This window comes from Paenibacillus sp. FSL P4-0338, from assembly GCF_038002365.1.
In the GTDB taxonomy this organism is placed as follows: domain Bacteria; phylum Bacillota; class Bacilli; order Paenibacillales; family Paenibacillaceae; genus Paenibacillus_AQ.
Genome location: NZ_JBBOCG010000002.1, coordinates 790247 through 803363, shown reverse-complemented (window position 1 = coordinate 803363; position 13117 = coordinate 790247). Strand labels below are relative to the sequence as shown.

Annotated in this window: 12 protein-coding genes; 3 read left to right on the top strand and 9 right to left on the bottom strand. The window is 51.9% G+C overall.

Going from position 1 to position 13117, the window contains the following annotated elements:
- Positions 1 to 280 precede the first annotated feature (280 nt).
- On the bottom strand, positions 281 to 1015 hold the full coding sequence (locus MKZ07_RS27535) for a hypothetical protein (RefSeq protein ID WP_143804333.1): 735 nt from the start codon (positions 1013 to 1015) through the stop codon (positions 281 to 283).
- Positions 1016 to 1208: 193 nt separating this feature from the next.
- Here MKZ07_RS27535 and MKZ07_RS33670 point away from each other — a divergent pair, with 193 nt between their 5' ends.
- On the top strand, positions 1209 to 1361 hold the full coding sequence (locus MKZ07_RS33670) for a DUF4304 domain-containing protein (protein WP_084648854.1): 153 nt from the start codon (positions 1209 to 1211) through the stop codon (positions 1359 to 1361).
- A 163-nt stretch (positions 1362 to 1524) separates the two neighbouring features.
- Here the strand turns inward: MKZ07_RS33670 and MKZ07_RS27530 are convergent, their stop codons facing one another.
- The 6 genes from MKZ07_RS27530 to MKZ07_RS27505 all read right to left on the bottom strand — a co-directional run bounded on the left by MKZ07_RS27530 (position 1525) and on the right by MKZ07_RS27505 (position 9750).
- Positions 1525 to 2694, bottom strand: a complete 1170-nt coding sequence (locus tag MKZ07_RS27530) for a DUF4317 domain-containing protein (RefSeq protein ID WP_036693000.1) — start codon at positions 2692 to 2694, stop codon at positions 1525 to 1527.
- Between the two features lie 182 nt (positions 2695 to 2876).
- Complete coding sequence (locus tag MKZ07_RS27525) at positions 2877 to 3485, bottom strand: hypothetical protein (protein WP_036693010.1); 609 nt, start codon at positions 3483 to 3485, stop codon at positions 2877 to 2879.
- A gap of 45 nt (positions 3486 to 3530) precedes the next feature.
- Positions 3531 to 4370 (bottom strand): hypothetical protein, encoded by an 840-nt coding sequence (locus MKZ07_RS27520; protein ID WP_341028747.1) that lies wholly within the window; start codon positions 4368 to 4370, stop codon positions 3531 to 3533.
- Positions 4371 to 4644: 274 nt separating this feature from the next.
- Complete coding sequence (locus tag MKZ07_RS27515) at positions 4645 to 6192, bottom strand: GGDEF domain-containing protein (protein WP_036693017.1); 1548 nt, start codon at positions 6190 to 6192, stop codon at positions 4645 to 4647.
- Positions 6193 to 6265: 73 nt separating this feature from the next.
- A complete protein-coding gene (locus MKZ07_RS27510; RefSeq protein ID WP_036693020.1) occupies positions 6266 to 8020 on the bottom strand; it encodes an ABC transporter ATP-binding protein in 1755 nt (584 codons plus the stop codon).
- Entirely contained in the window at positions 8017 to 9750 is a 1734-nt protein-coding gene (locus MKZ07_RS27505; RefSeq protein ID WP_162174445.1) for an ABC transporter ATP-binding protein, read from the bottom strand. The genes MKZ07_RS27510 and MKZ07_RS27505 overlap by 4 nt, the downstream gene beginning before the upstream one ends.
- A gap of 170 nt (positions 9751 to 9920) precedes the next feature.
- On the opposite strand from MKZ07_RS27505, the gene MKZ07_RS27500 reads away from it, so the two are divergent.
- Positions 9921 to 10127 carry a helix-turn-helix transcriptional regulator gene (locus tag MKZ07_RS27500; protein ID WP_036693024.1) on the top strand — a complete coding sequence of 69 codons (207 nt, stop codon included), beginning with the start codon at positions 9921 to 9923 and terminating at the stop codon, positions 10125 to 10127.
- Positions 10124 to 10555, top strand: a complete 432-nt coding sequence (locus tag MKZ07_RS27495; RefSeq protein ID WP_036693028.1) for a hypothetical protein — start codon at positions 10124 to 10126, stop codon at positions 10553 to 10555. Before MKZ07_RS27500 ends, MKZ07_RS27495 begins: the two co-directional genes overlap by 4 nt.
- Before the next feature lie 17 nt (positions 10556 to 10572).
- On the opposite strand, the gene MKZ07_RS27490 is transcribed toward MKZ07_RS27495, so the two are convergent.
- Together MKZ07_RS27490 and MKZ07_RS27485 are read right to left on the bottom strand one after the other, a co-directional pair.
- Positions 10573 to 12297 carry a helix-turn-helix domain-containing protein gene (locus MKZ07_RS27490; RefSeq protein ID WP_036693032.1) on the bottom strand — a complete coding sequence of 575 codons (1725 nt, stop codon included), beginning with the start codon at positions 12295 to 12297 and terminating at the stop codon, positions 10573 to 10575.
- A gap of 51 nt (positions 12298 to 12348) precedes the next feature.
- Complete coding sequence (locus MKZ07_RS27485) at positions 12349 to 13116, bottom strand: (2Fe-2S)-binding protein (protein WP_036693035.1); 768 nt, start codon at positions 13114 to 13116, stop codon at positions 12349 to 12351.
- Position 13117 lies beyond the last annotated feature (1 nt).

Here is a 13117-nt window from a genome sequence, read left to right as displayed (position 1 = left end):
CTATTAAATGTGCCGTCCAATTTATCCGTTAGCCAGCCCTCAACCCGTTAGTAAAAGTGCCCTCCTGTGAGCAGAATATAATTATCCACATTGGATTCGACAAAAATCGCCATAAACCTTCAAAATTACTTTACTAAAATTTAAAATACATCATTATATTTTTTTGCCGAATTTGGAAGCCACTCTTGCAAAAGAACTCCAGCTTCGCAACAGGATGAGTTACCATACGCGCAAAAAAGCCCGCTCTGTCGATTGCACAGAACGGGCTGATAAATATCCTCTACATTTCTTCCACATACCGCTTGGCTTCGCCAAGGGGCATATCCGTATGCTGACGAACCAGCTTGATGGCAAGAATAAGCTTGCCGTCCTTTTTTAACTGCCGGACATGCTCCTGGACCTCTTCGGGAACGACCCTCAGTGTTGTGCTTGCTGCCTCCCGGCGCTTCAGCTCCGCGGCTACCCGCTGCTCCATATCCGGCGTCAACGTCTCGTCTACAGAAGCGGCAGGCACCGGCCAGCGCTCCGGCCTACTTCCCCGGACCGCTGCGAGTACGGTGCCTACAATCGAATAGAGCACCATATACTGGGCCAAGCGGTACAGGTATAACCATACGGTACTTAGCGTGACCATCTCCCCGCCAGGCTTCAGTATAGCAAGGTTATCCGAAATGACATACTGGCCTGGCGCATAATTATTGACATCCTGGTCCAGCTGCAATTGACCTATAGATGAGACGATCCATTGCAGCGGCTTATTGTATACGGGGTTCCCGGCCGTGTCGATCATCATGCCCAAGAACGAGAAGACGGCGACGGCAAAGACCAAATAAGTGGACCAACTCAACCTTTTTACTAAAACTATAATACTGAACACAACCAGCAACGTCAGACTTCTCATGTAATCGTTATGTAGGAATAATTGAAAAACTACCGGCAGCCCCCATCCGAACAGCAGCACCATCACAGCCGCAAACCCAAAGAAAAACAATAGAATCTTAACATTCTTCATCACTACCTGCATTCTCCTTTCCTGTCTCCTATCCTATATTTACCCAGAAAGAAGTCATTTGAGGCGATCCTGTTTATAGTACCCTATAGCTGTCAGCCGACAGGTTATAATATGCAGCCTACTATCACCTCAGGTGAAGGAGGACTTACTTACTATGCAGGAATTGTTAAATATGAAATAATTATTCAAACAAGTCATCAAGCAGGACGTCAAACCTTTTTTCTCCGCACAGGGCTACCGTACAAAGGATCTGAACTTCTACAAAACAGAGGGCCAGCTTATCTATAACATCAATATTCAGAAATCGACGGGCAATACCTGGGACAAGCTCAGCTTCTATGTGAATTGAAGCTCTTCCTAAGCCCGCCCTGCTCCGGCCCATTGTGTTCGGTTTTTCGCAGACATTGGGCGTCGCGCACTCGCACCAACCCTACACCTACACATAAAGGGCTTCCCGCTCTCCTAAGGAGACATCGGGATAGCCCTTTTTCCGAAAAAACCTTCTATACAGATTAGGATAAGTTCTCCGTCAGCAGCGTGAAGCCCTCGATCACCGCATCCTCATCAATCTCAATCATGATGCAGCGCTTGCCCTGGTAATTCACCTGCCGCACATATCTCAGGTCCTGCGGGCTGATCGTGATGGAAGCGACCTTCGTATCGATCTTGATCGACTTCGAGGTGAACTTCGGGATGACGCTGCTGGCCTTCATCTCATAGTGCTTATTGTCCACGATGGTCTCGAATGCCCGCTCCACCTTCTCCGCCGTCACATCCTCCACGCCACTCGCCTTTAGCACACGCTCCACATCACGGTAATCGAGTCTCGGCGGTTCTTCCTCTTCCGCGTTGTCTTCAATCACCTGATGAATCTCTTCATACACCTGGGCAATGGTCGCCACATCGATCTGTTCGCCCGCCACTTCCTTCACAATATCTTCAAAAATAGACCGTTCCTCCAGCGCCGTCACCGACCGCTCCGCATTCAGCACCTGCTCGATGAACTGCGGGTTCGGGTTATTCGCGCTTCCTGTGCAGTACAGGACACGGTTGATATCCGAATAGTTGTCGGTCACACTCGGGTAGAAGAAGCCCTGCTCCGGCGTGCTGAGCTTGATGATCGGGTCCACCATGATATTATACTTGAACTCCCGCTCCACATAATCGAACAAAAGCGTCTTACGCTGCTGCTCCGTAGAATTCACACTGCACAGAATGAACGGGTGCGCGAATACCTCGTCCTTCCCGGTCTGCTCAGCTTCGTCATTACGCGCCTTAGTCGGCCGGAAGTATTGCCCCCTTACGAAGGTGATGACCGCATCCTTCTCATACTTGGCATCCACCAGCATTTTGTCCACCAGCATGAGCATCAGGTCCTGCCACTCCTCCGGGTCACCGGTTATCAGCCCCTGGTGCAGCATCACCTGCGACGGCTCCTCCGCTTGCTCCAGGAACTTCAGCTCGAACAGCTTCTGATCCAGCTCGCCCGTCAGCAGCTTCCGGAAGTTACTCATATACAGCTCCTGCTTCTCGCGTTCCAGCATGGCGAACGGCTGGCGCTCGAAGTGGTAGATTTCGTTCGTTTCTTTCATAATATAGACATTCAGAATATCGTACAGATTCAGCTGATCATGGTCCATCTTGAACTGCTTGCGGATATGTGCGGCTTCTTTCTTGATCATGGTATGTGACACAGCTCCTATGAAATGAATTGGTCAGGCAATAGCTTCCTTAATTATAGCACGTACGTTCTCCATGCAGTTGAAAATTCCGATTCAGCCCCTCACCTCAATGGAGGTGAATTCTCAACGTTGGTGATAAATAAAACCCCTTCGCCAGAAGGGGTTTTATTTATCAGTTCTATTCATTTTTTGTAGGCGGCTTCAAGATCCAGCAGATTCTTATCCGAGATCACCTGGTAATTACCGTCCTGTTGGGGAAATTCCAGGCTTGCCATAACTTCAGCTTTGAACAATCCATTCTCCCTCTCTGCTGTCTTGTCTGTTCCTGAGGATATCTTTATCAAGACCCAGCCGGTGCGATAATTTTCCTCCTTACGGATAATGTTGATCCATGAGTCTCCAACATCGGCAGGCTGTTTCTGCGGGTCTCCGTAGAGGTAGTTCCAGTAGAAGCGTTCCCCGGATTTCTTTGTGTTTCCTCCTTTGCTGAGGCTTTCAAGCTTCCCCCCAGCATCAACACATAGGTAAGCAGTATCTCCAGATAATTCATAGATAACATCATCACTGCCGTGCAGCTCAAACAGAATGCCTGGAGTTACGCTGATTGCTGGTGACCACCCAGCATTCCAGGATATATCAACTATTTCGTCAGCAGGCACATCAACAGCATTCAGTTCCTTCACTTTTTCCTCCGTATTGAGCGAGCACCCGGTACCAATCAGAGCCAGCATAAGGACTGCGCAGACAAATTCCCACCTTAATCTGCCAACTTTGATTTTGTTGAAGCTCATATTCAGCACCTCCTCTATTCAATTGGGATATTAGAAAATCAAAAATCAGATTGCAGGCTCAATCTTGTTAGGTTGGGGCCCAGGACCGTTTTTTGCCCAATAAATAATATAATAAATTGAGCTATTGTATGTTATGTTCCCCGGGTTACTTATATTGTTTACAGAATATTCATTAGTCCAGGTGGTATATCCTGGAGAGGAATAATTCCATCTCAAAGGATTGGTCCCCCTAGGTTTATGTGTCCAATCATTACCTGATAGATCACCTTTCATGAAAAGATAATCTACGCTGCCTTTTCTAATAGCACCTACTTTTTGATAATTAGCTAGTGGCGATGGTTTTGTGATTGTTTTATAACCCCAATATCCAAGGGTATCCAAATCATCAACTACTAAGTCCGCCATACTAGCTATAGGTAAACTCATACTGAATCCCTGACCGGAATGATAGCCTGGATTTTGGAATACATGCACTCCAATAGAATATCCATAACAATTATATCCGGTATAGCTGTTTGACCATGATCCTATCACTGTGCTATTTACTAACGAATAGCTGGCTTTAGCAGAGCTTTTTAAGGGAGAGACATCGAGAATTCTCCTAGCTAACTCCGCTAGCTCTGTATAATTATATGGGATGTGGTCCGTGCTTACTACTCCCCGCTCGATGTCCGAAACTATTGTCTTCACAGCATTCTCAGTGTATTCATTCTGTTCTAATCCCTCAGGCAGGATCAGCCCGTTATCAACGAGGGTATCCAGTAAATTATCACTGCTTAATTGTGCCAGCTTCTCTATTGCTAATGGGTTAGTCTCAGCATTCACTTGATTGGCCGGGAATCCGAAGACAAATAACATTATGATTACCAAAAATCCTGAGAGCATTACCTCCCCCTACAATAATAAAGATAAAAGCACAAAAATGTAATATTTTACACAATAATTCCATATCTTTATTTTCTACGAATGCTAAAAAGCCTTTTCTGCCATTGAACAGAAAAGGCTCCTCCGACAAAACATATCTACTACACAATAACCATATCAAAATTTCGCCTGATAGCCTGAGTGTAGTGGGGTGCTCTTGATATCAAGGACCCTTGCCGTCTCATACAGAAACTCCCGCACGGTTTCCTCAATTAACGACATCCCCCTGCCCATCTCAAATCTCATGATTTCCCTCCGCCTCTCCCCGCTTGATCGCATACATCCGTCTGTCGGCTTGGCGCAGCAGCGCGTCCGGGGCCGTTCCGTCCTGCGGATACAAGCTGATGCCGATGCTCATATCGATCTTCAGCTCTTCGCCTTCATAATCCAGCGTGGCCTGTGCAGCCGCCGCCAGCAGCCGGTGTTCCAGCTCTGCGGCGGTCAGCCCGCCTCCATCCACGGGGCAGAACAGCACGAATTCGTCGCCGCCGAAGCGGGCCGCCAGCCCGTCCGGCTGAACCAGCTGATGGATCATGCCCGCTACCTTGCATAACATCTGGTCACCGGCCTCATGACCCCAGCGGTCGTTCACCAGCTTGAACCGGTCGAGATCCAGCAGCAGGATGGCTACTTCCCCGCCACTGCGCTCTGCTTCCGCAAGAGTCTCCTCCAGTTTGTCGTAGAATTGTCTGCGGTTCGGCAGCCCTGTAAGCGGATCATGATAGGCCATGAAGGCAATCTGCCTTACATGCTGATTGCGCAGCCGGATGTCCCGGATGAGCAGCACGGCATGAGGCTCATGATCCACGGTCACGTAATCCCCGTTAATCATCACCTCGATCGGACTGTCCCCGCTGTGCAGCACCATTTCCAGCTCGCTGATATCCTCTTGCGCCTGAAGCTTCGCCACGATCTCCGCACCGCCCAGATCGGCAAGATTAGCCTTCCCGAGGGACAGACGATCGAACATCCTGCCGGCACTCGGATTCGCTTCCTTGATGCTGCCTGACAACGAGACGAGCAGCGCAGCCTGCGAGCTGATCTGAAACATTTTTTTATAGCGCTGTCCTGAATGGTGTAGGAACTCATACCTCTGCATGGACAGGCGCAGCACGAAGCACCAGATCAATCCTCCGTAGATATACGTATAGGGCGGCAACATTTCATCGAAGCGGAGATAACCGAATACAGCTACCCAGAAGAACGTCACCCAAGAGCCGTACTCCAGCAGCTTGAAGATACCGCCATGCTCCTGGTAATCAGGATCGGCGGCACTCCACTTGCGTGCACTGCGCAGCATGACGATGGGGATGAAGCTAAGCAGCAGACTTGCCGTTAAGGTCCCGTAGTAGGCTGAATTTGCTATCGGCCATTTCCATACCCCGCTTACGGTGAACAGCTGCACAGAAGTATAGGAACGTTGACCAATGAGTCCCGCCGGGATCGCCAGCGTTAGGATATGTAACAGATAGGGATACCACGGCCGGGACATCCGCTTATGGAGGCCAATCAACCGGGCAATCAGATGGAAGCCAAGCCCTGGAATGAGGATACCGACATTGGCGAACCAGACCGCAGCCAGCACCGGACTATATTCAATCGGCAGCATATACCGGATGTACTCCTCCAGGAACATCAGGAAATAGCACAGAATTGTAGCGCTTACCAGACGATGTTCAATCTTCCGCGGGTTGCGCAGCAGCACATCCATTCCCATGTAGAAAAAGAAGAGCATCGGCAGCCAATAAAATACGACAGGTATCCACACATGGATCGGGCTCATCTCTCTTCTCCTCTACAGTCTGTCACGGACATAGTTAATCTTAATTTTAATATATTACCGGGTGGAGACGCCGTCAATGAACAAGTTCTGTGGTATGGCTTAAGGCGGCGTATTGGCTGCGGAACAGCAGATCATAGGCCTCATTCCGGTTACGCAGGTTAGCATGGGTATCGCAGGCTGCCACCTTACCGGCTTGCAGAACCAGCACCTTATCACAGTCTTGGATCGTAGAGAGGCGGTGTGCGATCGAGATCATGGTAGTTCCAGCCGACAGACGCTTCAGCTCATTCCTGATATCGCTCTCATTCTCATGATCCAGGGCGCTTGTACTTTCATCGAAAATAATAATGTCCCGCTGCTGCAGCAGCGCCCGCGCAATCGACAGCCGCTGCTTCTGGCCCCCGGAGAGCTTCATCCCCTTCTCCCCGATAACCGTATCCAGCCCTTGCTCGAGTGATGCAATGAAGTCATAGATATTGGCGCTGCGGCAGCAGGCGATCAGCTCTGCTTCCGTTGCCCCGTCCCCCGCCAGCAGCAGGTTCTCCCGGATCGTCATATTGAACAGAACAGGCTCCTGCACCACGATGCTTACCTTGGCCGCCACACTCCCGCTGTTCACCGCATGCAGATCCGTGCCGCCGATGCTGACGCTCCCGCCCTGGGGCTTCATCTGTCCGGTCAGCAGTCTGGCAAGCGTAGACTTGCCGCTGCCGCTCTGCCCTACGATGGCTAGATGTTCGCCCTTCCCCACCGAGAACGAAATCCCGTCCAGCGCGAAGGCATTCTTCCCCTCATAGCGGAACTGTAAATTCTGAACCTCAATCTCTTGTCCGCTAATGCGCTTGTAAGGCCGCTGGTCCACCTTGGCATGCAATAGTCCGATCACTTTACTGATATTCACCGAATCATTCTTGTAATTCAGCAGGCCGTTGCTGATCGTCTCGATGAATCCGAAGAACTGTCCGTAGAAGCTGATGAACACCAGCAGCACACCGACCTCCGAATAGCCCTTAATCACGAAGAGTCCGCCGATGAAATAGATGAACAGCTGGGTAATGAAATTCTTGGTGAAGAACGAATAGGTAACGCCCAGATGCTGATAGAGCTGGCTGCGGAACCACACCGGACGGATAGCTGCATAATGCCCGTTCAATTCCTCTAGCTGGGCCTCCTCCAGATTATTGGTCTTAATATCCTTCCAGTTCTGCAGACTAGCATGTAAAAAGGATTCGTACCCGTTCTGCAGTCTCCATAGCTCCTCTCCCGCCTTTCTCGTCTTCTCGCCCAGAAGATTCACCGTCAGCAGGGAGACCGGAACGAAGACGAAGCTAAGGAGGGCGATCCGCCAGTCATAGCTTACAAGGATCCCAGCCAGCGCAGCAGCATACAGGACAGCGTAGCTGAAATCTAACAGATGAACCGTGAAGAACCGTCCGGCGGCAGCTGAATCCTGCTCGATCCGGCTTTTTAGATCACCAATGCTGTACCCGCTATACTCCTCATAATCCAGGCTGCTCACTCTATTCAGCAGTTTGCGCTTAAGCCTGAGATCATACCTCAGGAGCAGCTGGTTGGAGTAGCGCTTGCTGACCGCAATCCCGGCCGTCGTAAGCAGGAATACCCCCAGATAACCCGCGATAACCGGCCATAGCCCACTCAGATGCTTCTCCACCAGCACGCGGTTGACGAGCAGAGAGTACAAGAATAACGGAAGCAGTCCGCAGACCAGATTCCACAGCTTGAACAACGCGAGCACCAGCAGCGGCTTACGGACACCTTCAATTCCCTGTGTCAGCGCCTTATAGGCGGCCCATCTTGTCATGGTCATACCGCTTCGCCTCCTGCACACTGTTCGCTGAATAGATCTATGTACGTTTTGTTGCTTCTGATCAGCACGTCGTGAGTATCGTAGCCTGTGACCCGGCCATCCTCCAGCACTGCAATCGAGTCACAGCCTCTAAGCGTGGACAGCCGATGGGCGATGATGATCAGCGTCCGGTCTTGCCCAAGCTCACCGGTCATCTGCCGGATCAGCGCTTCATTCTTGCTGTCGAGGGACGAAGTTGCTTCATCGAAGACCAGAATTTTCGGATTCTTGACCAGGATTCGCGCAATAGCCAGACGCTGCTTTTGGCCGCCCGATAATTCCTGCCCGGAAGTCCCCAGCACCGTGTCCAGCCCGTCCGGCAGATTCAGGACCAGCTCATACAGCGCAGCTCTCTTAAGTGCTTCGAGTAACAGGCTGTCCTGATCACGGTTATTCGTAAAAGACAGATTATACCGCAGCGTGTTATCGTACAGAACCGTCTCCTGATGGACCACGCCCACCTGACTCCGCAAGCTGTGCAGGTTATATTCATTCACGTTGCGGCCATCGATCAGAAGCTCGCCGCCGTCAACAGGATAGAGGCTACAGAGCAGGCTTCCGAGCGTTGTTTTCCCGGCTCCGCTCCTCCCGGCAATGCCCACGGTGCTTCCTCCCTCCACACGGAGATTGAACCCGTCCAACACCCGCCTCTCTTCCGTATATCCGAAGCTGACATTACGAAATTCAATCGTCCCCTCGTTAATCAGTGTGGGCAGAAGCGCTTCTCTGTAGTCCTCCTCCTGCTCATTCAGGAGCTGCGCAACACGCTGTAAGGACACCGACTGCCCCCAGGTATCGGTAATCTTGCCGCTCATCGAGCTGAAGTAAGTCACAGCCATATTGAAATAGCTGGCGGCAGCCACAAAAACACCAAGCTGCATCTGCCCCTTCACAATCAGCCGGGCACAAATGATGAACAGCAGCAGTTGTGCAGCAAGCGTGATGAATGCGTTCACCCGCTCGGTGGTTACTTCGATTCTTCCATTGTCCACATGCTTGTGATGGATAGAGACTGTCCGTCTGAGATAGGTACGCGTTACCTGCCTCCCGGCATTCAGCAGCTTGATCTCCCGCATATTCGCCACAATTTCAAATAAGTACGAGGACAGCCTCCCTTGCTCCGCCGCCAGATCCCGGTTAACTCTAAGCGCCCGTTGCTTAAAGTATTTCGAGGCCAAGAACACGACAGGCACCAGTACCACCGTGAACACTCCCAACAGGACATGATAATAGAACATGAAGCCCACGGCGAACACGATATGCAGTAGATTCGAATACCCCCACAGTCCGCTCCAGAAGACGAGATTCATAATGTCCTTGGCATCGCGGTTCATCCGGCTGATCAGATCGCCGCTGTACATCCCGGAGAGATCCTTCCCCTTCTGATGCAGAATCTTGCGGAATAGCGCCCGCCGGATATCGAACACGAACCCCGTCATCATCTGGGAGGAGATCAGATTGTTCAGCGTCGCCACAATGAACTGATTGAACAGGAGAATTCCGGCATAGATCAGGCACAGCTTCAGGAAAGCCTTCAGATCCTGGTCATAAAAAGCGATATTAATCAGCCGTCCGCCCAGGAACGGATACATCAGGTTCACTAAGGTCATTAACGTAGTTACTAAGAAACCGCATACAAATACCAGCTTGTGCATCCGTATGAAGGTCATCACCCACCGTCTTGCAGTCACTGCCCCACCGCCTTCCATATATTCACAAGGAATATTGTAGCACGGACGTTCGTATATGAGGAGTGAGCAAATTCTCCATTCATCCTAGAATGGAAAGCAAACTTTACATAATGCGCATAATGCGATACACTCTCTATGTAAAGTTAACTTTCCATAAAGAGAGGGATTCCATGAATAACCGTTTGGAAGAGTTACGCAAGCAGCGCGGAATCAGGCAGGAGGAATTAGCAGCGGCGCTTGAAGTGTCCAGGCAGACGATTGGTTCGCTGGAGAACGGCCGCTATAACCCCTCAATCCTGTTAGCGTTTAAGATTGCCCGTTATTTCGGGCTGAGCATCGAGGAGATTTTTATTTATGAGGAGGAAGAGAATTCATGAAGAAATCCGTCACCGCTTATCTTCTGGTTATTGCAGGTCTTCTGTTGCTGGCAGGCAGTCTGTACCTTATTAGAACGGTTCAAGACCCGCAGGGGATCATGCGGACGTTGCCTTATATCTGTATTGGGCTGGGCTCCGGCGTCTTTGGCAGTGGAATGGGGGAACTCATCGGACAGCGTGCTCTGAAGCAGAGCCCTGCCACCGCCAAGGAACTGGAGATCAACAAGAACGATGAACGCAATATCGCCATTGCCACCCGGGCAAAGGCGAAGGCCTATGACATGATGGTTTATATATTCGGGGCTTTAATGCTGGCTCTTGCCTTAATGGAAACTGAACTCACCGTTGTGCTGTTACTGGTATTCGCCTACCTGTTCACGATTGGATACGGCATCTATTACCGGTTCAAGTATGATCGGGAGATGTAATTGGCAGCCGTCATCACTCAAGCCAGCAAGGCCTGGGCCACCTGATCCAGAATGCAGTTGATGCCTGTAGGTCCATAACAGCCGATCCAGGTAGCAGCATCTACCGGGTATATAAGCTGCCGCTGATCTGCACCTAGCATGCCCCTCACACTATGCTCTGTCATCGATATTCCCCCCTGCATTCGCTCGTTGCTGAGCAAAAAGTAGTAGTTAGCATGCACAGCCGGAAGTCTGTCCACGGAAATATGATAGGCCGTGTCAGAGGCGGTGTCCGCCACAAATAACGGGGCCGGCAGACCAAGGTCGCGGTACAGTACAGCACCTGTGCGGTGAGAAGCCGTGTGTACCCGGACGATGGACTCGCGCGGACGGATCAGCGCAACACTTTTACCCGCGAGTACCGGAGCAAGCTCTGCGGACAGCAATGCTGTACGGCGGAGATAATCGGCAATAATATGCTCTGCCTCCTCCTGCTTGCCGGTCAGTTCTCCGAACAGACGCAGAATCGTCTGCCAGCTCTCATTACGCTTGAACATGACCGTTGGCGCTACCTGGCTTAAGCGTTCATAGTGCGGAGCATGCACCTCGGTGCAGATAATCAGATCCGGCCGCAGCCGTTCAACCGCCGGCAGATCCGGGTACTCATAGGTTCCGAGCATTTCCGTTGCCGTTAATCTCTCCCGGAAATACGGCGGGAAATTCAGCGCCCCGCTTCCGAAGCCTACGCTTCCTGCGGGGGACATCCCCAGCGCATGTAAATGGTCAGCATATTGGACGTCCAGCACGGCGATCCGCTGCGGAGCAGAGGTGACAAGATATTCGCCCCGCAGATGGGGGATCACCGGACCCTGTGTTGATCCGTGCGGGGAGACCGAGCGTTCCGGCAATCCCGAAGGAACGGGAACCGTCCCCGGATCTGAAGCGGCAGCACGCCTGTAGAGCTGCGGAGGGACTCCATAATGCTTCTTGAATGCTCTGCTGAAATAATACATGTCGCGGTAGCCTGTCCGCTCCGCGATTACGCCGATGGGAGCATCCGTGTAACGCAGCATTCGCTCTGCATTCTCCATCCGCAGCTGGATCACGTATTCCATCGGCCCGAGCTGCTTCTCCTGCTTGAACCGCCGCTGGAGCTGCCGCACGCCGCATCCGGCCAGTGCGGCCAGCTCCTTAAGCCCCAGCTCCTGACGATAATGTCCCGCGATATAGGCGGCAACAACCTCCACCATATCCGGCTCTCTGCCGCCCTGACCACGTTCATGCTCCATAATAAGCTCGCACAGCATGCCTTGCAGCAGCGCATTGGCATGGAAGCGTTCCAGTCCTTCTCCCCGGCTCCATTTGGCTGCAATTCTCTCCGCTGCCATATGCAGCTCCGCAGGGGGCGCGGAATGGTGTACAAACGAAGTCCGCAGCGGGTGATTGCGCTGCGGGAAGAGCACATGGGCAGCTCCCGCAACAGGAATGGCCTTGTAGCTAATAGCTGTATAATGAATGTTGTCTGATCCCGCACTCAGAGTATAGGCTGATCCCTTGGCAGCATGACAAGCAAAAGAGGCCTGGACATGGCAGCCTTCACCATTCATCACAAGCCCTCCCTGCCCGCCGATGGCCAGCAGCAGCTGATTTGCCGCCAGTTCCGTTTCGCCCAGCACGCCGCCGGGCGGCACAGTACCACTGCGCACATCAAGCATCTTGACCGCCGTATCACTCCATAGACTCGCCTGTTCTTGTTGCGGCATTTCTCTCATCTCCTGACAACAGTATCCTTTGCTAAACGGATAGACCTGCTGTCATTTTAATTGAGATTCATTCTCATTGTCAATTTTCGGGCACTTTCTGCAATATTCCCCGGACATCCGGTAGTAAAAGCAGCACGTGATACGCTTGCTCTTCGCAACCGGAGCCTCGTCACTCCCCTCGGTGAACAGGGTGAACGGGTTGCGTCTTGCGCTGAACAATGGACCGGCGGCCATCCGGGTCAGATACGTAAAGTCCTCTTGCATCCGCAGCCTTTCTTCGCCGGACAGATCTGCTCCGGGCGCATACAGCGGGGCAATACGCACCATTATATTCTCCCACAGCACAGCCATGGAGACAGGTCCAACGGCAGCAAGCGTCTGCAGCATCGGCGCAAGCCGTACTGCAAAATTCCCCTTAACAACAGCTTCGCGCCACACTCCCCGATCATCCGGCGGGGAGGCTGACTGAAGCCCGTCCAGCGCCAGGAAAGGGAATGTCGTCTCTTCTGCAGAAGCCGGATGATAGAGGAAGCTTCTGTCCAGCGGGAAGAAGACTTCACGATTATGAATGGTCATGGCGGTCAGTATTGGCGCGATCCACAGATATCCGATCCGCTTAGCCAGCATGGAAGCCGCAACCTGTGTGTCCGGCGCACCGATATAATCCTTAAGCCAGCTAACATATTCGCGGCACACCGCCTCGTCTTGCAGCTCACTCAGAGCAATGGTGCGGACGCTGCCCGCAGGCGGCTCCCCCAGTCTCATCCGGTAATCCTCCGCCAGTTCCCTCCAGGGGGCGGACGACAGATATTGGTCCATC

Excerpts from the sequence above, each read along its gene's own strand:
- MKZ07_RS27530 (WP_036693000.1), bottom strand. The coding sequence starts at position 2,694 with ATGATCAAGAAAGAAGCCGCACATATCCGCAAGCAGTTCAAGATGGAC.
- MKZ07_RS27525 (WP_036693010.1), bottom strand. The coding sequence starts at position 3,485 with ATGAGCTTCAACAAAATCAAAGTTGGCAGATTAAGGTGGGAATTTGTC.
- MKZ07_RS27520 (WP_341028747.1), bottom strand. The coding sequence starts at position 4,370 with ATGCTCTCAGGATTTTTGGTAATCATAATGTTATTTGTCTTCGGATTC.
- MKZ07_RS27515 (WP_036693017.1), bottom strand. The coding sequence starts at position 6,192 with ATGAGCCCGATCCATGTGTGGATACCTGTCGTATTTTATTGGCTGCCG.
- MKZ07_RS27510 (WP_036693020.1), bottom strand. The coding sequence starts at position 8,020 with ATGACCATGACAAGATGGGCCGCCTATAAGGCGCTGACACAGGGAATT.
- MKZ07_RS27500 (WP_036693024.1), top strand. The coding sequence starts at position 9,921 with ATGAATAACCGTTTGGAAGAGTTACGCAAGCAGCGCGGAATCAGGCAG.
- MKZ07_RS27495 (WP_036693028.1), top strand. The coding sequence starts at position 10,124 with ATGAAGAAATCCGTCACCGCTTATCTTCTGGTTATTGCAGGTCTTCTG.
- MKZ07_RS27490 (WP_036693032.1), bottom strand. The coding sequence starts at position 12,297 with ATGCCGCAACAAGAACAGGCGAGTCTATGGAGTGATACGGCGGTCAAG.
- MKZ07_RS27485 (WP_036693035.1), bottom strand. The coding sequence starts at position 13,116 with ATGGACCAATATCTGTCGTCCGCCCCCTGGAGGGAACTGGCGGAGGAT.